Origin of the sequence: Maribacter sp. (genome assembly GCA_020629415.1) — a bacterium.
Classification (GTDB): Bacteria; Bacteroidota; Bacteroidia; order Flavobacteriales; family Flavobacteriaceae; genus Maribacter; species Maribacter huludaoensis.
This window is the reverse complement of record JAHDDL010000056.1, coordinates 1-19,342: the sequence shown is the minus strand read 5'-3', so window position 1 is coordinate 19,342 and position 19,342 is coordinate 1. Positions and strand designations below refer to the sequence as shown.

Sequence of the window (19,342 nt, the reverse complement as noted above, 5' to 3'; positions counted from 1 at the left end):
CCTGCCTGTCACGCAGGGGGTCGCGGGTTCGAGTCCCGTCCAGACCGCAAAAAGCTCTCAAGAAATTGAGAGCTTTTTTTTATATTAGATATCTACCAATTAGATTTTACGCTTTAGAACTATCGGAGATGACTCGTCAATTTTATATAAAATTTGAACAACCTAAGTAACTCTGTTCACCCCCTTAATCACTATTACAAGGTAATTCTTCTTTAGAAAACAAAGTATATAATATCAACAAATGATACCTTATATACCCATATCTCAACTTTTATCTCAAATTCATTTTCATTTTAATTGTTTTACCTTAATCTACCCTTTCAAACCCATCAAAAGTTATAACCGTCAAAAAAAGTTTGAATTAATTTGTTATATAATTTGATGGTACGCATAGTTTTAATTTGACCAATCTTCAGGTTTACCTCCTCTAATACATCTCTAAACATATTTTTTCATCGACTTGCCATATCCCAGAACTATTCGAAAAGAAAATTCCCATATTACAACCTACAGCCTTACCTCCAGACGGATAAATTTTATTTTTTAATATACTTTCCCTAAACATCACAGCCCTTGTTTTTGAGATAACTACGGGTTTTGAAAAAAGGTATTTTATATAATAGTTCCCCTTTGAAACTTTTTGTGAGGAATTAAGTTCTAGTATTAACGTTTTTATTTCATTACATACACTGCTATCAGATTTTTTTTCAAATGCGAGTTCTATTTTTCTCTTTTCTTTACTATTAATGAAACCCTGCTTCTTCCAATCTCTTATAAATGTTAAGCTGGGTATATTATTAACCTTAATAACTAAAGAATCCTTTACATCATCCAAAGTATAAGCTATTGCCTTTTTATAGAATTCAATCTCTTGACACTCCTTCTTTTGTGCAAAAATCAATTGCCCTACTATAATAAAGAACCAAATACATCTGTTTTTTTTCATAAGAATCAATTTTATTTGTTTAGAATTATACTTGCGTTTGTTCTCCAAACTGTTTCTCCAAATATCGCCTTTTCAAAAACTATTCCAGCTTCATCTTCCTCATTACCACTTGACATATGTAATTCTCCCCAAAAAGAGTCTCCAAACATAACGTCACCTAAGTGGACATGCGCATGAACGGTTGTAAAACAAATTAAAAGGTTATTGCATCCCTAATTTCTTGAAAATTACATACAGAAAATATAGGCATTATAGGTGTCCTAAAAAGGGGAAGCACACAAATTAACTTAAAAAGTTTATATATTCTAAACTAAGAACCTCTTATCGACAAAACAACTTGATATTATCTAAATTTTTGGCAGGCTACAGGGAATTGAACCCTATCAGTTATAAGTGTATCATTCAACAATTCCATCCAAATTAAATTCCTTGACAATACGTTCGTTATACGGTCCGAATTCTATTCTCAAACTGAAAATCGGATATTTTTTCTCTTCAATTTTTAATATTTTTGGGTTGAAAAGACCCTCTATTTTAGATAATTTACTTGAAGTATAATAATCACCGTCTGGAGTAATGGAAATGATATAGCTATCTAAAAACTCCTCAGTACCTTCGGAGAAGTTTTCAGGGGTTATTTTAGAATCCGAATACTTAAATATGGTGAGATGCATAATTCCTTATAAATTGGTTTTTCGGGATAAATCCTGGAAAAAATGTAGTTCGCATCGTTTAAATTCGACAAATCGCCTATTTTCGATTGAGTTGAACACCCAAAAACCATTAGACTGGCACAAAGAATATAAATTGAATTTTTCATCGTTCTTACCTTATTTTCTAATATAAGATTAATTATATATTCAAAGAACTAGGTACTGCATTAACAAATAGAATGTTGATATATAAAATTTCTTAAATACATTTGAAATGTGTCAAACCATTTTTTACCGTTTCTTTGAAATAACTAAAGGAATGATTGAAGCTGCTTTTTTGCGTATAAGTTGCAAGTACGGTTGCTAATTCATGCTTATTAAAGTAATAATTAAATTCTAAACCCTAATTAGAATTTAATAAATGTTGCACAAAATTAAAAATTTGTAAATTATATTAATTTGCATAAGGATAGACTTGTTATTTTTTTTATTTACTAAGACATTATATTTTATTCCATGCCTGTTTTATCTAAAATTATAAAGTTTAAATCTTATTATCATAGTATTAAGATACTTATTGTCTTGACTACCTGTAGTCTCATTTCTTACGTGCATTGACGTTTCAAATTTTGTTTTATCCAGTTTATTATTAAAATCGAACCAAGAGACACCATTCAGATATTGAAAATCACTGACTTTAGGTTCTGGTACATTATTATGAAGAACATTTAGACCGATATTTGATTTAGCAGGATGTCTATATCCATAACGTTCAAGATATGTGCTGGATATTCTGGCAATGTTAGGTTTTCCAAACTTCTTTGTTAACTCAAAGTAGAATTCATTTACATCGTCGGTATCAATAAATATCATGAGTTCGATTATTATATTTTCCTTTACCTTAAATGCGACCTTTTTAATTACTCTATTTAAAAAACTATATGTTGCATCATCTGCTATATATAAATAATTATATCCCCCAGCCACACCGTATTCAATACTAGTTAAGGGATCATTTAACGAAAGAACCTTTTGACTATAATACTTTCTAAAATCATCTCCCAATGAGTATTCGTTTATCTCTGAACTTTGTTGTAATGCCATTAATAACAATATGATTTTAAATTTCAACATACAGTACGATACTTTTAATCAATTACAAAAGAAATTTCCTGATACGCCGGCTTCCTTATATTGAGTTATAATACCGTTGAACCCCGGCGGTGGGACTCTATCTACCCGCCCTCCTATTTCTTCAAAAGCTTCCTTCATTTCGATCATCAACTGTTCCCTAATCAAAGGGTTCCAATCGCTTACACAATCTACCGCATATGTTCTTCGATACCAGGCTCCCCAGTTTTCAAAGGCTGTCCAGAGCAGAAGAGCAGAGGTAGATGCCGCTATTTCATAATTATAATAGCCAGGTAATTGAAAATATACAGGCTCAGAGAAGCTTGCCATCGCCAAACCTGGGCATTTACCAAACTTCCAAGCAACATCCCATACCCCAGAAACACCAGCAGCTTTCCAGCCATCGTTGCCAACAACTGTGCTAAATTCAAAACTTTGACAACTTGGATATTCACTGTTTTCCTCTAAAATATAGTTTACTACTTCTTTCGCCAATTCTATGGACTGTAGGCTGAAGTTCTGACCAATCAAAAACCGGTTTATCTGCCTTGCTTTAGCTCTATTGGTATCATCCCTGTTAAAATACTCAATTTCATTGGCATTCAGCCCAATATATCCGTGTAATTTCTGTATGGGCTTGGCCGCCGTGTTGATCGCCGTAACCCCAGAGGTATCTAAACAAGCACCGGTTTTGTTGATGCCCGGAGAATAGGATTTATTATGATTGGATATCTGTACACATGAAATGCCGGTCTCAAAACGCATAGAACCCATGGTGATGACGGTCCTTGAACATTCCGTCCTCGTACTACCACCGCTACCACCATCAGGACCTGGACCCCAATCTACTCGGCTTTCAGTCCATGTAACTGTTTCTGAACTATAATTAGGCAATGTAGCCGTAGGTGCGGTACCCATGTCTGAAATACCAGCCGTAATGGTCTCCACCGGCGTTATAGCATTGGTAACAACTGTAGAAGAGCTACCGTCACCAGGGTTTATGGTAATACTGTACCCGTATGGAATCTGAATATCGCGGTCCCGGAAATTACTTGTTACCGTATGCCCTTGGTAGGTATGGGTAAAAGAACCACCTGCGGGGGTATTTGACATAGGGTCTGGGCTTCCGCTACCTCTAGTAGACCCGCCATCGCAGTCCCCGTTCTTACCAACTTTCCCCAACTTGCTATCATTAAAGAAACTATCAAAACTATAATATTTGTAGGTTGCCTTAAATTTGCTAAAATCTTCACTTCCCTCAAAAAAGGCTTAAACATACTCTGGGGTCAGCTCATAGCCTATAATGTATGGTTCTTTAAACTTGCCGCCAGAATTCTTGGGCATGATAAGATTATAAATATGATTGGGTTGATCCTTAACTTCTAGTGCAAAGGAGTAACTGCTCTCGCCACCTTCAGCTATTACCTCTTTGATGTCTTTAAGATAAATACCTACATTGTTATATTTCATCTTTGAAGTTGTCCGTTTGGACTGCTCAGCAGGTACTCTAGCAGTAAGCTCTCCCATTACATCAGGTATGTCTAAATCAGTGACATAATTCAATGTTGGACATTCCAAATCATTTACTAAATCTTCGTCAGTATTAACAAGAATATTATTTACAGGTTCTTGTTCACAACCCAAAAATAAAATAATAAAAAATACTGCTAATAATGTTTTTTTTGTAGTAATAATCCTCATTTTTATAGATATATTTTCTTTAAGTATAAATAATATTTATTTACCCGATAAAAATTAAGTGGCAGACACATAATTTAACCTGCAAACACTTTTCTGTTTTAACAATAAATTTTTAGTAATGAAGAATTAAATAATTGCCGTTAAATAAAGGATCTTAAAAAGATGAATCAAAATAAGTGAAAGAATTTACTAGAGCAGTATATGTTATATGAAATATTTTTCCATAATTATAATTTTAGATTAGCAAATACTTGATAACATTATTAGGTTGAAAAATTCTGTGTGCTTTAGCTTCTTAAAAACCCTCTATTCAATTTCATCCCGTTTAATAAACTTAAAAATATCATATCTTAATATATGCCACCATATATTTATCAAAACTACTTTTATTGCTAACTTACTTATCACTATCTATAATAATTTACCTACAAAACTATTTTATCTCACTAAAATTTTTACTTTTAAGTCAACCAAAATAAACCACCAAATTTGCTACGCATTATTTCCTTTTTATTTATTGTACTATTTCTTTTATCAGGTGCAATACATGCACAAGAAGCATATTTGAAAAACGCTCTTCAAAGTATAGATCAAGCAATAGGCTTAGAGAATACAGAATTATATAATGGTACAATGTACGTAGAGTACTATAGAACCATAAACGAAAACCATAAATTTTTTGAAAGCAAAGATTTTTTAACAGGAAGTATTGTTTATGGAAATCAATATTACAATAATGTTCCTTTTAAGTATGATCTTGACACTGATGATATATTACTTGATATTTCACATTTAAAAAAATTTCCTGTTTTAAAACTATATAGAAATAGACTTAGTGAATTCAGTCTTAATGGCAAAAACTTCATTAATATTGGCGACAATGCCTCTAAAATTACCAAAGGATTTCACGAAGTTTTATGGTCTTCAGACGATATAAAGTTTCTTAAAAAACACAAAAAGGAAAAGCTTAAAAGATATTCTACAAAATTCGTTCATTATGAGTTTTTTGATGATAGTAGTTACTTTTTTGAATATAATAATCAGATTCATCCCTTAAATAAAAAGGGTGATTTACTTAACGTATTTCCTGAATTTAGAAAAGAAATCAATGAACTTTACAATAAGCGGTTGGTAAAAATTAATCCAAAAGAAAACTACATTTTAATCTTTGGAGAATTACAAAAATCTATTGAAAAATGAGAAAATATTTACAAATAACCATTCTCATTATTTTCATGACATTGGGTCAATGTGTAAACGGACAGGAAAGAAAAGATAATAAACTTTTCTCGGTTGAATTTGCCGATGTTGGTATGCAAGAGGTTTTTAATGTTCTGGAAAAAGAAACGGGCATTCATTTTTATTATAAAAAAAAATGGTTAGAAGATAAAAGAGTAAATTATGTTGCCAGCAATAAAAAATTAGAAGAAATTTTAGAAAATATTCTAACTGGCACAACCATTAACTATTTTCAGTATTCCAATGCTCAAATTGTACTAACGGAAAACAACCTTATCTACGACGAACTACCCAGCACATTTTTTGGAGCGAAACGCGATACCATAATTAAAGAAAGTATTGTTAGAACGCAAAGACCTATTTATTTTGATCAACCCAAACAGTCTAAAAACGTAGTAGAAACAATACGTATCGGCAAAGAAAATTTAAACCAACAGAATGAAAATTTCAAAATTAGTGGTGTTGTAGTAGATGAAAACACCAATCAACCATTACAAAACCTTACTATTTCCTTAAATAATAGATCAACGGGTACTACTACCGATATTAACGGTTATTATGAGCTCATGATTCCATTGGGAGAGAATTTCATTAAATACAGTTCTATAGGAATTGAAAGCGCTGTCAAAAGAGTAATAGTTTACAGTGATGGCACCTTAAATGTATCATTAAGAGAAAGTATTGAATATTTAGATGAGGTAGTCGTAGCGGCAGATGCAAATAAAAATGTTGAAGAAGCATTAACAGGTAGTACATCAATTGTTGTAGAAGAGACCAAGAACATACCTTTAATCTTGGGTGAACGAGATGTGCTGAAAGTAGCAACCACTCTGCCAGGAATTACTACAGCAGGTGAAGGGGCCGCAGGTTTTAATGTTCGTGGTGGATCTACAGACCAGAATTTAATATTATTGGATCATGCCGTTATTTACAATCCATCACACTTTTTTGGAATTTTTCAAGCTGTAAACCCTTTTACAACAGAAGACGTACAAATTTATACCGGTGGCATACCTGCACAATACGGGGGTAGATTATCCTCTGTTTTTGATATTACTTCAAAGAACGCAAATACTGAAAAATTTTCAGGTGAGGCCGCAATTGGTCCTGTAACTAGTAATGTAGCTTTGGAAATACCCGTCATTAAAGAAAAATCAGGTCTTTTGATCGGGGGTAGAAGTACTTATTCCAATTGGATTCTACGTTCACTTGACGAAGAATCTTTAAAGAATAGTGAAGCTTCTTTTTACGATGCAATTGCCAAATATAACCACACTATAAACGAAAACAATACACTTAAAGCAACGGGATACTACAGTAAGGACAATTTCAGTATTACTTCAGATTCAATTTTTAGCTATAACAATCGACTTTTTTCAATAGACTGGGAACATAAGTTTAATGAAAAAAATACTGCACAATTAACCGTTGCCAATAGTCAATACCAATTTAATATTGAGTATGATGGTGCTTCTAACAATGATTTTGACCAAGGTTTTAATATAAACGAAACAGAGTACAAGTTGCGCATGAAATACCTGCACAGTCAAAAACATAAATTCGATTATGGCATCATGGCAAAATTCTACAGAACGCAACCAGGTTACCTTGATCCATTAAACGAAGATTCTGAAGTAAATAGCATAAACATAAATGAAGAACGTGCATTAGAATCTGCAATTTATCTTTCTGACAATTATAAGGTAAGCAATAAATTCTTGATTGACATTGGTCTTAGATATTCCTTTTTTGCAGCATTTGGAGAAAGACAAGAACGTATATATGAAGAAAATGCCCCTAAAAACGATGAAACCCGTTCTGATACCGTAAACTACGAAAAAGGTGAATTTTCCAAAACATATGGAGGGCTAGAAGTAAGACTGGCCACCCGTTATTTACTAAAAGAAGACTTATCCCTTAAAGCTAGTTATAACCGTACATATCAATATATACATAGACTTTCTAACAATACCACTATTTCACCAATTGACACTTGGAAATTATCGGACAACAACATCAGACCTCAATTGGGCAATCAATATAGCATTGGCCTATTCAAAAACTTAGATGCCAATACTTATGAATTTAGCCTTGAAGGTTATTATAAGACTGCAGAAAATATCCTTGATTTTAAAGTAGGATCAGATTTACTTTTGAACCAAACCATTGAAACGGAAACACTACAAGGAGAAGGCAAGTCTTATGGCGTAGAATTTTTAGCCAGAAAAAATTATGGCACATTAAATGGCTGGATATCATACACTTATTCCCGTTCTTTCTTAAAACTAGACAGTGAATTTGCCGAAGAACGTGTAAATGGCGGAGCATTTTTCAAAACCAATTATGATAAGCCACATGATTTTAGTGCTGTACTTAACTATAAATTTACCAAACGTTATAGTATTTCTGCAAACTTCGTCTACCAGACCGGCAGACCTGTAACCTTTCCCATTGGCAGATACAACTATAACGGCGCCGAATATGTCTATTATAGCGACCGTAATGCATTTAGAATTCCAGATTACTATAGGCTTGACCTAGGTTTTAATATTGAAGGCAATCATAAACTAAAAAAAATTGCACATAGCTTTTGGAATATATCCGTATACAACGCACTAGGTAGAAACAACCCATACTCGGTATTTTTTGTTACTGAAAATGGGGAATTAAAACCGTTACAAAGTTCAATTTTCACCATACCAATACCTACGATAACCTATAATTTAAAATTCTAATGAATACGATAATTTACCGTTTTCTTTTTGTAGGTCTATTTCTGTTGGCACTTAATAGCTGTACGGAACCTTTTGAATTTGAAGACAAACCTGTATTTGAAAGTGCACTTGTCATAGAGGCCAGAATCACGGACCAAAATAAAATACAGAACATACTCATATCCCGCTCGTTCCCTTTAGACACCATAATATCTTCAGTGGAAGTTGGCGCAAGTGTTCAAATTACAGATGAAACAGGAAGAACTTTTGACTTTGAGGATGTGGGTAATGGTAATTATAATTCTAGGATTCCATTTGCCGCTGAACAAGACCGATCATACACCTTAAGTATTACTACCTCAAATGGAAATTCCTATATTTCGGAACCTAGTAGTATTAGGGCAAAATCAAATATTGATGAAATTATTGCAGTACGTGAGTTTAAAGATGATTTAGAAGAAGGGGTGTTTATATATCTTAACAGCTTTGACCCTACAAACAGTGGTAACTACTATTTATATGAATATGAAGAAACCTATAAAATAATAACCCCTCTTTCTTCAAGAGGCTTTGAAGCTTATGTAGTATCACCTTTACCTACTCCCGCCGTTGATTATAGGTTATCTGATGAGGTTTCAGCTATTTGTTATAGTACAGATAATTCCAAAAAAATCATTCAGACATCAACAATTGAATTAGGCGAAGATAGAGTCAGTAGATTCCCAGTTCGGTTTATTGATCGTGAAAACTACATATTATCACATAGGTATAGTATACTGGTAAAACAGTTTGTACAAAGTAAAGAGGCTTACACCTATTATAAAACCTTGAATACATTCTCTAGCTCAGAAAGTTTGTTTTCTCAAGTACAAACCGGCTTTTTAGAGGGCAATATTCGCTCACAACAAAATAACAACGAAAAGGTTATTGGTTTTTTTGAAGTAAACTCGGTCAGTGAAAAACGATTGTTTTTTAATTACGAAGATCTTTTTCCCGGGGAAGAAATACCAAATTACATCATTGATTGTAGCATTGTTTCGCCCCCATTGGCTAACGAAGCAGGCCAATCCCCCATAATTAGTTTAATTGAAGCAAATGCAGTAGATTTTTTCAGTGTTTATGACGGTGAAGCAAATCCTCTCAATTTTGATATTTTCGGTCCTTTCTTGATGACTCCAGCAGGTTGTGGAGATTGCACTAGATTTAGCAGTAAAATTGTCCCAGAATTTTGGGAAGAATAACAAGAAAATGAAATATATAATTCTCTTATTCCTTTTATTTATCTCTAGTAGTACGTTATATGGACAAACGGCGAATACTACTTTAGATAATATACCTGAAGAAACTGTACATATACATACCAATACAAGTTTATGCTTTGCCGGAGAATATCTCTATTACAAGTTTTATTGCGTATCATCAGAATCTTTATTACACAGTACACTTAGTAAAGTGGGGTATGTAGATTTAATAAACGAAGAAAAAGAAATCATATTTCAACATAAACTTACACTTACAGAAGGTACAGGGTTTAGTGAGTTCTTTATACCTGCAGATTTACCCTCTGGTAATTACAAACTTATTGGCTATACAAATTGGATGCGAAATTTTGGACCGGCAACTTTTTACAAACAGGACATTACCATTCTCAATCCTTATTTAGGGGACCAAAATGTATTTCTTAAAGATGACCAAATAAAAGATACATTAAACATCTTTAATAGCACCTCCAATAAAAAGAATAAACCTAATAATATTATCAACCTGAAAATTGACAAGAATGTTTATAAACAAAGAGAAAAAGTGAATTTAGAGGTTACCGCTATTCCAGGAACAAAATTAGCCGGCACATATTCCATATCCGTAAGAAGAATAACTACTCTTGATAATGGTATTGATACCATCACAAGTTTAATTACCAACAGAAACAACCACAAGAGACCCTCATCTTATTCTTTTTTACCAGAGTCAAGAGGCGAATTTCTGTCCGGCAATATAGAACAAGAAAAAAATTCCGCTCAAAAATTGATGATTTCATTTCCTGGGGAAAATAATATTTTTCATGTGGCGAGTACAAATAGTAAAGGGGATTTCAACATTCCGTTATCAGCTAGAAACAACAATGAAGATATGTATATCAGACCGTTTTCAAGTAATGGTAACTTTGAAAAAATCAGTATAAGGAATAACCAAAACATAGACTACGGAATAGTAAATTTCAATTCATTCCTTATAAATAAAAAAATGAAGAATCTTATTGTAGAAAGGAGCATTCATAATCAAATAGAAAACGCTTATTTTGACAGTAAACCAGACTCTATAATTCAAACAAAGGCACTACCTCCTTTCTATAGTGGAGAAAGGACCCAATATATCTTAGATGAATACAAAAGATTCTCTACTTTAAAAGAAACATTTGTAGAAATATTAAAACTTGTTTCAATAGGCAAAGATTCTAAAGGGAAAACAATTTTCAAGATAATTCCCAAATTACCATTACTAGATTCGGGTATTTCTTCTTTGGTACTTTTAGATGGTGCTTATATTCATGACCACGAAAGACTTTTAAACCTTCCTTCCAAGTCAATTGAGAAAATTACAATTGCTAGAGACCAATATCTTTACGGTTCATATAGTTTTCAAGGTATAATGGACATCAGAACCTTTGAAGGAGATTCTTATAAAAATTATTTAGACAATAACACGCAAAGTTTCAAAAATGATCAATTTAGAATTATTAAAAAATATTACAGAGAGGATTATTCCGGTAACAAAAAAGAGCAAAAAAAACATATACCAGATTTTCGTAATCAATTAGCATGGATTCCTGAAATAGCCGAAACGGAAAATATTTTTGATCTAAACTTCTATACTTCTGATATTACCGGAGATTATGAAATAAGCATACAGGGTATTAGTAGTACGGGCGTACCAATACAAGTAACAAAAAGATTCAATGTAGAATAAACAAATATTGAACTTATCTGTCATGCTAAGGATACTAGTTTATGGTTCCTGCATATGGTAGATGAGTCAAACTAAAGAATCTAGGCGACTTAATTATTCTATCCCTAGATTTGAGCATGAAGCTTAAAAAGATTTTGTGCGTTCCAGAATTATACACCGTTAATTGGGTCGTAGAAAAATCATAGGCGTAACCCATATTTAACTGCGGTGTTATCTGTAAACCAAAAAACGCACTTACACTGTCGTCCCATCTATAATTAACACCAAAGGGTCAACTTTTCTTTCATTAAAAAAATTAGCGGAAACATCTGCTGAAAGTGGTGCACCTGCAACATGCTATACAAAAAATAAAGGCTAGAACTTTAAAAACGGATTTAAATCGAAAGCATAACCACCAATTAAAAATAAATGGACACGTTCCACCGCTTCGGCTTTCTGTATTTCATCATAGTGGGTATTGGGAAAAATATTAGGTGTAGATAAACCTATATATGCATTTCTGGCACAATAAAATACACCTGCACCAATAGACGGTAACAGCTTTCCGTTGATGTTCACATTTAAAAAATATCTCCTTCATCTCTGTACAGGCCTTTACTCCAATCTATATTTAAAAAACGAACCCCAGCTTTTAAACCAAGTGCTAGCTTATCTCCTTTACGATTAACAACCAATTGATGCGCATAATTACCACCTATATATGTTTCAGAAGAAGGGCCTATTTCAAGAGTTTTTTTTAAAAGCAGCATTCAAAAGTCGGGATCAAAAATCCAGTAAAATTTTGACTATTGTAAACAATAGCGTACAATACCAATATTTACTGGTACTGGTCCATAAGGATTTAAAAAGAGGATGAAAAATTTTGTTTTTTAACAAATGCCAAATTCCTTTCAGAAAAAGAAAAATAACGATTATTTATAGGTAAAGATTACACTAGCTTTCTACGAGTTCTCATCATACGCTCTTGCATAATTTTAGCGTATATAATTTGATTTTCCTCTATTTGCTTTTCCAATGAAGAAACCACGGTAGAAGTTTTCTCTTTTACAGAAACCTCATCTTTTGAAATTTTCTGCTTTTTGCTGCTACTGATCGTTAAATTAGACAATAGAGAATTTAATTCAATAGAGACTGAATTTTCTGAAATAACTTGTGTATTCTCTTGTTTGGAACCGAATTTAAATAGATTAAAAAACATAAGGCGATAAGATTTTGGGTTTAGTATAAAACGACCTAAACCTGATAATAGTATAATATAAGTAATCTTTTTCTTACAATAAAATTTTTTTCAATACTAACGATAAAATGTTCAAATGGCAGAATAGCAATCTCTTAAGCGCATCGATTAAAAAAATACTTATGATATTCACATTTTAAGGCACCCCTAAATACTAGAAAACTAAAAAGAGTGTTACCTTATTACGTAATCTACTTTTACACCCTATGACCAAAAATTGGTACGTACTTTATGTTAAGCCTAAAAATGAAAAGAAGGTAGCCCAAAGGTTATCTGTGCTTCAGGTAGAAGTATATTGCCCCATGATCAAAGAAGTAAAACAATGGAGCGATAGAAAAAAAACTATTGAAGCACCTTTATTTAAGTCTTATGTATTCATAAACATATCTGAAGGGGAAAGACAACGTGTTTTTGATGTACCAGGAGTTGTACGGTATTTGTACTGGTTAGGAAAACCGGCCGTTGTACGAGATATTGAAATGGAAACCTTAAAAAAATGGTTGACTGACGACACCGTTGAAAATTATAGTTTGACCAAGCTAGAATCTGGCGATAAGGTAGCTATTAAATATGGTGCCTTAAAGGATAAGAAAGCACAGATTATTGAAATAGGAAAAACAAGGGTCAGATTAATTTTAGAAGGTATGGGTGTAATTCTAAATATGAAGATCAAAGATCTTGCCTAAATAAGCTCCTAGAAATAAATTCTCATTAATAGCCTGCATTTTACTTTGCATAATTGCTGAACATTTTACTTAAAACACCTTTTTTAGCTACTCATTCTTACCGATTTCAATAGAAATTACCGCCATTGTAAGATTATCCGTCATTAATCTCCTTATAATTTGGCAATTCATATTAGAAGGTAATAATTACAGGTACCCATTTCTATAAATAACCACTTTAATTTTACATTAAATTAGGTTATTCATAATTTATTGATTCGTTAACATTAAATTTTGGAATGTAGGAAATAGCTTCCTATGTTTGTTTAAGTAAATTCCCTCCCCCGTAAATTTTTAAAGAGTTCTGGGTGGGCTCTGTTTTCATAACTTTTCACCTTGTGTTAGACCGTAATTATGTGGCTGACCGCGCGGAGCGCTACGCTAAATTTTAAAAATAAACCGCTCCGTACTTCTTAAAAAACTTATAGGGTTAGTAGTTTCCGGACACTTAACTGTTAAACAAAAACCTATAATATAAAAGGTTTTTAAATCATTGAATTCTCTAATTTAACATGACCAAACCGTAACAAAAAAGTGTAATGAAAAAATCATTTTTTGTCATACCCTTATCGTTTATAGCACATATATTAATAATTAATATTGTCCTATATATTTTTACACCGGTAACCTATATTAATATATTTAGCATTCTATATTATAATATTTCTTGGTTTATAGTCACCTATAGTATAGACTTTTATCCTACTGCGCGTAGAGAGAGCTTTAGGGTTAATCTTAAAAGCTTTTTAACATTGATCCTATTATACGGATTAATATATTTTAGCTCTTTTGCCTTCCTAGTCCATGCTTATACAGGCATATATTTGCTGTTCGTTTATTTTATTATCTGTGTACTGTTTATTCTATTTAGAATTCTCTTTTACTGGAGCAGAAATTTTATTCGCCGTAAGCAATATGTTTCTACCAGGGCGGTGGTCATAGGTAGAGATAAAAACCTCAAGAAAATAAGACGCATTTTTGATATTCCGGAATATGGGTATAAATACATGGGCTATTTTGATAATACGCCCTCTACCAGCCCTACCTATTTAGGCACTATAGAAAGTAGCTACAACTATATATTTAAGAACAATGTGGAAGAAGTTTACTGCCTGGCGTCTCGTCTAAGTAAAGATGAGATCAAACACCTTATGAACATTGCGGACAACAGTTTAAAGAAAATTAAAATTATACCGGATAATAAAGAGTTGTTTTCCAGGGCCATGTCCATAGAACTGTATGACTCCGTGCCCGTATTAAACTTAAGGGCATCGCCATTAGATTTGGAATACTCCAATCTAATCAAACGAATTTTTGATATTCTATTTTCTTTATTTGCCATCATTTTTGTGTTGTCATGGCTAACACCGTTGGTTTACATTTTAATGAAACTAGATTCTAAAGGACCATTGTTCTTTAAACAAAAGAGACATGGGGTCAACAAGAATACCTTTTGGTGCTACAAATTTAGGTCCATGGCAAAAAACGCCGATAGTGACACTAAAATGGCCACAAAGCATGACATGCGTATTACCAAACTAGGTAGAATTTTAAGGAAGACCAGTATTGATGAACTACCCCAGTTTTTTAACGTACTTAAAGGAGATATGAGCATTGTGGGTCCAAGACCGCATATGGAAGTACATACCAAGCAATATGAAACTTCTGTAGAAAAATATCTAGTACGTCATTTCTTAAAACCGGGCATTACAGGCCTTGCCCAAGTTAAAGGGTATAGAGGCGAAATTATACACAAGTCAGACATTGTAAATAGGGTACGGTACGATATTTTTTATATGGAGAAATGGTCCATTTTATTTGATGTTCAAATAATAATACGTACTGTTACCAATATTTTCTTTAATGATAAAAAGGCGTATTAATCTTACCAAGAAAAACTATTTATTATCTTCATAAGGGACATAAAGTTAAGCTAGTAAAATATAATGAAGGATACCAATTACCAAACGCAACTAAATGATGAAAATGATTTTCGTTCAACGATTTACAAATATGTAAGTCATTGGAAATTATTTTTAATCTGCATTATCACCGGGTTATTACTCGCTTTTCTCTACTTACGTTATTTTGCAGTTAACAACTATGAAATACAAGGTAAAATATTGATCAACAATACCAATAATGGTAATGGGATCAGAGATGTTGATAATTTTAATAACATTGGGCTTATTAAAACTTCGCAAAGTATAGATGATGAGATAGGTATTCTAAGTTCTACCGGGATTATGGAAAATGTTATTACCAATAATTCTTTTAACATTGAATATTATCATGAGGGCACCATACGAGATATAGAGATATACGGAAAAAATGTGCCTATTAAGGTAATTGCAGATGAAACTTCAGATAATCTAATATATAATCAACCTATATATATAAAACTACTTGATAGCATCAATTATGAGTTACGAGCAGTTTATAACAAAGAGGAACTAGTATCCGAGCATGCTTTTGGTGAATTAATTGACTTACCGTACGGTACTTTTACCATAACATCAAAATTAGATTCTACAAATAATGACAATCAATTACCGCTCTATTTTAAAATAAAGGATAAAGATGATACTACTTCTGGTTACCTCCGCAATTTTAACGTGGTACCCGCCAATAAGACAGGTAGTCTTTTAAACCTTACCTACATTTCAACACATACGGACAAAGGTGAAGATATTCTAACCAAATTAATTGAAACCTACATTGATAAAACAATCAAATATGAAAATGAATTAGCCGAAAACACCATCAAAATGATTGATAATAGGCTAAACCTTTTGGTTGGTGAAATTCAAGATGTTGAAAAATCGGTAGTAGATTTTAAAACACAAAATGTAGTCACAGATGTTTCAAGTAATGCGGATGAATACATAAAACAGGCAAATGATTATAAAGAGAAAGTAGCAAACTATCAAAGTCAAATTAATATCTTGACACAAATAGAACAAACGTTGCTTAATACATCTATTGAAAATTCTATAGGTGGCGGTTTTTCAATTAATGATCCCACTTTAACAAACCAAATAAGTAAATACAACGAAATATTATTGGAGCGACAACGTCTATCGCAATCTGCCGTTACCTCTAACCCCATGCTCATTAGCCTAGATGCCAACCTAGTAAACTTGCGTCAATCTATATTACAAAACGTACTAAGTGCTAAAAACGGGCTTTCTATTGCAAAAGGTAACTTACAGGCAAATGCCAATAGATTTGATGCCCAGTTGGCAAGGGTACCGGCCATGGAGAAAAAATTATTGGATATCAGTAGGGATAAAGGCACCAAAGAAGGTCTTTATCTATATCTTTTGCAGAAAAGGGAAGAAGAAGTATTGTCGCTTGCTACACCGGTTTCGTCTACCAGAATTGTCAGTTTCCCAAAAGCCAGTAAATTTCCAATTAGTCCAAATAAAAAAATACTGTATTTAACAGGTTTACTGTTTGGTTTTTTTGTGCCCGTTTCCATAATCTTCATCAAAGATTCTTTAAATAATAAAGTTTCTAAACCAAGTGATATTACCGATGTATTAAGCGCCCCTTATTTAGGTGAGATTTCAGAAACGGACGGTAAGCAGGATTTTTCAACCTATGAAAGCTCAACATCACCGGCCGTAGAACTTTTTAGGTTACTGACCTTCAACTTAGACTATTTAAAAAAGAAAGATAAGAACCAGACTATTTTGGTTACATCTACAATTAAAGGAGAGGGAAAAACTTTTATTGCTTCAAATTTAGCGGTAACTATGGCATCTAACGGTCATAAAGTTGCATTACTGGCATTTGATTTACGCGAGCCTCAACTCATGAACGACTTTAATTTGCCAAACTCACCAGGTCTATCTGATTTTATAATTAAGAAGGGAATGGATGTAAGTCAAATTATTCAGAAACATCCAACAATTGACGACCTGTATTTAATTGGTCCCGGAATGTCCAATACTTTTGTTGGGCGCTTATTGTTAAATGACCGGAATGATCTTTTAATGGAAGTACTAAAAAAACAATTTGATAAAATTATAATAGACACCCCACCTATAGGACTCATATCGGATGCTTTTGCGCTTAATAGGTATGTAGACAGTACCATTTATGTGGTACGAAAAGATGTTACCAAAAAAGAAGATTTGAGCAAAATTGAAAGTATCTATCTTAATCGGAAACTCAATAATACCATGGTATTATTGAACCATACACCAGAAACGGAATCATACGGCTATAGCAATAAAATTTAGAGTAAAACTTCTTTTTAATTAATATGGGTATTTAATAGTATTATCTATCCCTATTAGATCAAAAATAATTCATGAGCTTAAAAAAGCGTTTGTTAAGTAATGGTATAGCTTCTATATTTCAGAAAGTTGTACGCGTACTTGAACAATTGTTTCTTGTCCCGTTTTTTATTACCGCATGGGGCGCCGCCTATTATGGTGAGTGGCTTACGCTTACAATTATACCAAGTGTCATGGCTTTTTCTAACTTAGGTTTCGGTTCTGCAGCAGGAAATAGTTTTGTTTTAACATATACTTCTGGCAATAAGCAGAAAGCTGCAGACATTGGAAGGACAGGATTATATATTATAACTATAATGATACTTGTAGCTATGGCAATTAGTGCAATAGTTATCGTTGTTCTTAATTATTTTAAGGTATTTGACAAGTCTTTAATAGATGGTACCGACGCAATTATTGCAGTATCCATCATGATAATGGCTCAGCTATTAATGTTTTACTTACAATTGTTCGAAGCCTACTTTAGAGCGGCACAGAGAGCCGCACTAAGCATAAACTTAATTACTACAAAGTCCGCTGCTTCCATAGCATTAGGTTTGTTGGTACTATTATTGGGGTATGGCATTGTGGTATTTGCAACTTCGCAGCTATTGGTAACCATAATCTTCATTATTTTCTATAGTCTAAAAGGCAAGCGCGTACTAGGTTTACATAAAACTTATGTTGGTGTAAAAGATAAGGTTGTACTAAAATCCATTACTACAAAAGGCCTAAGCTATTTAATGTTGCCCATGTGGCAGATTATCTATTTTCAAGGGACAACTTTTGTGGTAAGAATTGTTTTAGGGGCCGAAGCTGTTGCCATTTTTAATACTACACGTACATTAAGTAGATCGGTCAACCAAATACTTTATATGATAGAACCTACTGTTTTCCCGGAACTTCAAAATCAAATTGGAAAAAGCAATTGGAAAATGGCACAGAAAATATTTAGAATTTCCTTACTAGGGGTTTTTCTAGTTTCTTTTTTAGGCTTTATATTTTTAGCCTTATTTGGTTTATGGCTCTATAATATGTGGACACAGAACCAATTAGAAGTACCGGAAACAATGTGGTATATTATGATATCGGCAATGCTGTTCAATGCCATATGGTATATAACAGAAATGGTTTTTCGTGCCTTTAACGAACCTAAATTAATGGGGTGGTTTGGCATGGGCAGCGCATTGGCTTCCGTACTTTTTACCTATATATTAGCCAATTATATGGGACTTGTAGGCGCAGCTATAGGTGCGGTCCTATTAGATGTCATTCTAGTGTTTGTTGTATTGCCCCATGGTTGTAAATTATTAAAACTACCGGTGAAGGATTTAGTACGTAATGGTATTAAAGATTTTAAGGAATTGTATGTGTTGTTAACCCATAAAATTCAAACACTAAAGAACTAATAAACACCAGTTATAAAGTAGAATGTTTAAGGAAAAAAATCATACCATACGGCAAATTAAGACTTTACTAGTTTTAGTGCTATTCATCTCCGTTATAGGTGAAATGATATTTTTTCCCTCTACGGCAAATATGTTTGGTTGTGTTATGGCCACAATAGCACTTTTTATATTTCTATTTTTCTTTAATGAAAGGTTTATACGTTTATATCCATTTGTGTTTTGTATTTACCTTTCTATGTTCATGTATAGGTTTCTACCCTTGATAGCCACACTTATAGAAAACAAGCCCATAACCTTTGGTTTTGAAAGACCTTACGAAACTTTTTTCTATGAAATA

At 32.9% G+C, this 19,342-nt stretch carries 17 protein-coding genes and 1 pseudogene; 8 read left to right on the top strand and 10 right to left on the bottom strand.

Going from position 1 to position 19,342, the window contains the following annotated elements; genetic code table 11:
- Positions 1–427: 427 nt before the first annotated feature.
- The 6 genes from QZ657_RS16030 to QZ657_RS16005 all read right to left on the bottom strand — a co-directional run bounded on the left by QZ657_RS16030 (position 428) and on the right by QZ657_RS16005 (position 4,374).
- Positions 428–946, bottom strand: coding sequence for a hypothetical protein (locus QZ657_RS16030; protein ID WP_291968084.1), 519 nt, complete (start codon positions 944–946; stop codon positions 428–430).
- An 11-nt stretch (positions 947–957) separates the two neighbouring features.
- Complete coding sequence (locus tag QZ657_RS16025) at positions 958–1,095, bottom strand: hypothetical protein (protein ID WP_291968083.1); 138 nt, start codon at positions 1,093–1,095, stop codon at positions 958–960.
- A gap of 249 nt (positions 1,096–1,344) precedes the next feature.
- Positions 1,345–1,620: a hypothetical protein gene (locus QZ657_RS16020; protein WP_291963718.1), complete on the bottom strand. Its 276-nt coding sequence runs from the start codon at positions 1,618–1,620 to the stop codon at positions 1,345–1,347.
- A gap of 504 nt (positions 1,621–2,124) precedes the next feature.
- Positions 2,125–2,703 carry a hypothetical protein gene (locus QZ657_RS16015; RefSeq protein ID WP_291968082.1) on the bottom strand — a complete coding sequence of 193 codons (579 nt, stop codon included), beginning with the start codon at positions 2,701–2,703 and terminating at the stop codon, positions 2,125–2,127.
- Between the two features lie 48 nt (positions 2,704–2,751).
- Positions 2,752–3,912 (bottom strand): hypothetical protein, encoded by a 1,161-nt coding sequence (locus tag QZ657_RS16010; protein ID WP_291968081.1) that lies wholly within the window; start codon positions 3,910–3,912, stop codon positions 2,752–2,754.
- An 87-nt stretch (positions 3,913–3,999) separates the two neighbouring features.
- On the bottom strand, positions 4,000–4,374 hold the full coding sequence (locus tag QZ657_RS16005; protein WP_291968080.1) for a hypothetical protein: 375 nt from the start codon (positions 4,372–4,374) through the stop codon (positions 4,000–4,002).
- A gap of 546 nt (positions 4,375–4,920) precedes the next feature.
- On the opposite strand from QZ657_RS16005, the gene QZ657_RS16000 reads away from it, so the two are divergent.
- The 4 genes from QZ657_RS16000 to QZ657_RS15985 are packed head-to-tail and all read left to right on the top strand — an operon-like array spanning position 4,921 to position 11,351.
- On the top strand, positions 4,921–5,631 hold the full coding sequence (locus tag QZ657_RS16000) for a hypothetical protein (protein ID WP_276471446.1): 711 nt from the start codon (positions 4,921–4,923) through the stop codon (positions 5,629–5,631).
- Positions 5,628–8,405 (top strand): TonB-dependent receptor, encoded by a 2,778-nt coding sequence (locus QZ657_RS15995; protein WP_291968079.1) that lies wholly within the window; start codon positions 5,628–5,630, stop codon positions 8,403–8,405. The genes QZ657_RS16000 and QZ657_RS15995 overlap by 4 nt, the downstream gene beginning before the upstream one ends.
- Complete coding sequence (locus QZ657_RS15990; protein WP_291968078.1) at positions 8,405–9,625, top strand: DUF4249 domain-containing protein; 1,221 nt, start codon at positions 8,405–8,407, stop codon at positions 9,623–9,625. Before QZ657_RS15995 ends, QZ657_RS15990 begins: the two co-directional genes overlap by 1 nt.
- A gap of 7 nt (positions 9,626–9,632) precedes the next feature.
- The gene (locus QZ657_RS15985) at positions 9,633–11,351 is read left to right on the top strand and encodes a hypothetical protein (RefSeq protein ID WP_291968077.1); all 1,719 of its coding nucleotides are present in this window, start codon (positions 9,633–9,635) and stop codon (positions 11,349–11,351) included.
- Between the two features lie 34 nt (positions 11,352–11,385).
- Here the strand turns inward: QZ657_RS15985 and QZ657_RS17240 are convergent.
- The 4 genes and pseudogenes from QZ657_RS17240 to QZ657_RS15970 all read right to left on the bottom strand — a co-directional run.
- Positions 11,386–11,607 (bottom strand): annotated as a pseudogene (locus tag QZ657_RS17240) (type IX secretion system membrane protein PorP/SprF); the annotation flags it as partial.
- Positions 11,608–11,705: 98 nt separating this feature from the next.
- Positions 11,706–11,909 (bottom strand): type IX secretion system membrane protein PorP/SprF, encoded by a 204-nt coding sequence (locus QZ657_RS15980; protein WP_291968076.1) that lies wholly within the window; start codon positions 11,907–11,909, stop codon positions 11,706–11,708.
- A 2-nt stretch (positions 11,910–11,911) separates the two neighbouring features.
- A complete protein-coding gene (locus QZ657_RS15975) occupies positions 11,912–12,100 on the bottom strand; it encodes a type IX secretion system membrane protein PorP/SprF (RefSeq protein ID WP_291968075.1) in 189 nt (62 codons plus the stop codon).
- A 179-nt stretch (positions 12,101–12,279) separates the two neighbouring features.
- Positions 12,280–12,549 carry a hypothetical protein gene (locus tag QZ657_RS15970; protein WP_291968074.1) on the bottom strand — a complete coding sequence of 90 codons (270 nt, stop codon included), beginning with the start codon at positions 12,547–12,549 and terminating at the stop codon, positions 12,280–12,282.
- Between the two features lie 245 nt (positions 12,550–12,794).
- On the opposite strand from QZ657_RS15970, the gene QZ657_RS15965 reads away from it, so the two are divergent.
- From QZ657_RS15965 to QZ657_RS15950, 4 genes are all read left to right on the top strand, one after another.
- A complete protein-coding gene (locus QZ657_RS15965; RefSeq protein ID WP_291968073.1) occupies positions 12,795–13,274 on the top strand; it encodes a UpxY family transcription antiterminator in 480 nt (159 codons plus the stop codon).
- A 578-nt stretch (positions 13,275–13,852) separates the two neighbouring features.
- Positions 13,853–15,196: an exopolysaccharide biosynthesis polyprenyl glycosylphosphotransferase gene (locus tag QZ657_RS15960; protein WP_291968072.1), complete on the top strand. Its 1,344-nt coding sequence runs from the start codon at positions 13,853–13,855 to the stop codon at positions 15,194–15,196.
- 63 nt (positions 15,197–15,259) lie between these two features.
- Entirely contained in the window at positions 15,260–17,560 is a 2,301-nt protein-coding gene (locus tag QZ657_RS15955; RefSeq protein ID WP_291962579.1) for a GumC family protein, read from the top strand.
- A gap of 71 nt (positions 17,561–17,631) precedes the next feature.
- On the top strand, positions 17,632–19,005 hold the full coding sequence (locus QZ657_RS15950; RefSeq protein ID WP_291962581.1) for a lipopolysaccharide biosynthesis protein: 1,374 nt from the start codon (positions 17,632–17,634) through the stop codon (positions 19,003–19,005).
- Positions 19,006–19,342: the final 337 nt, after the last annotated feature.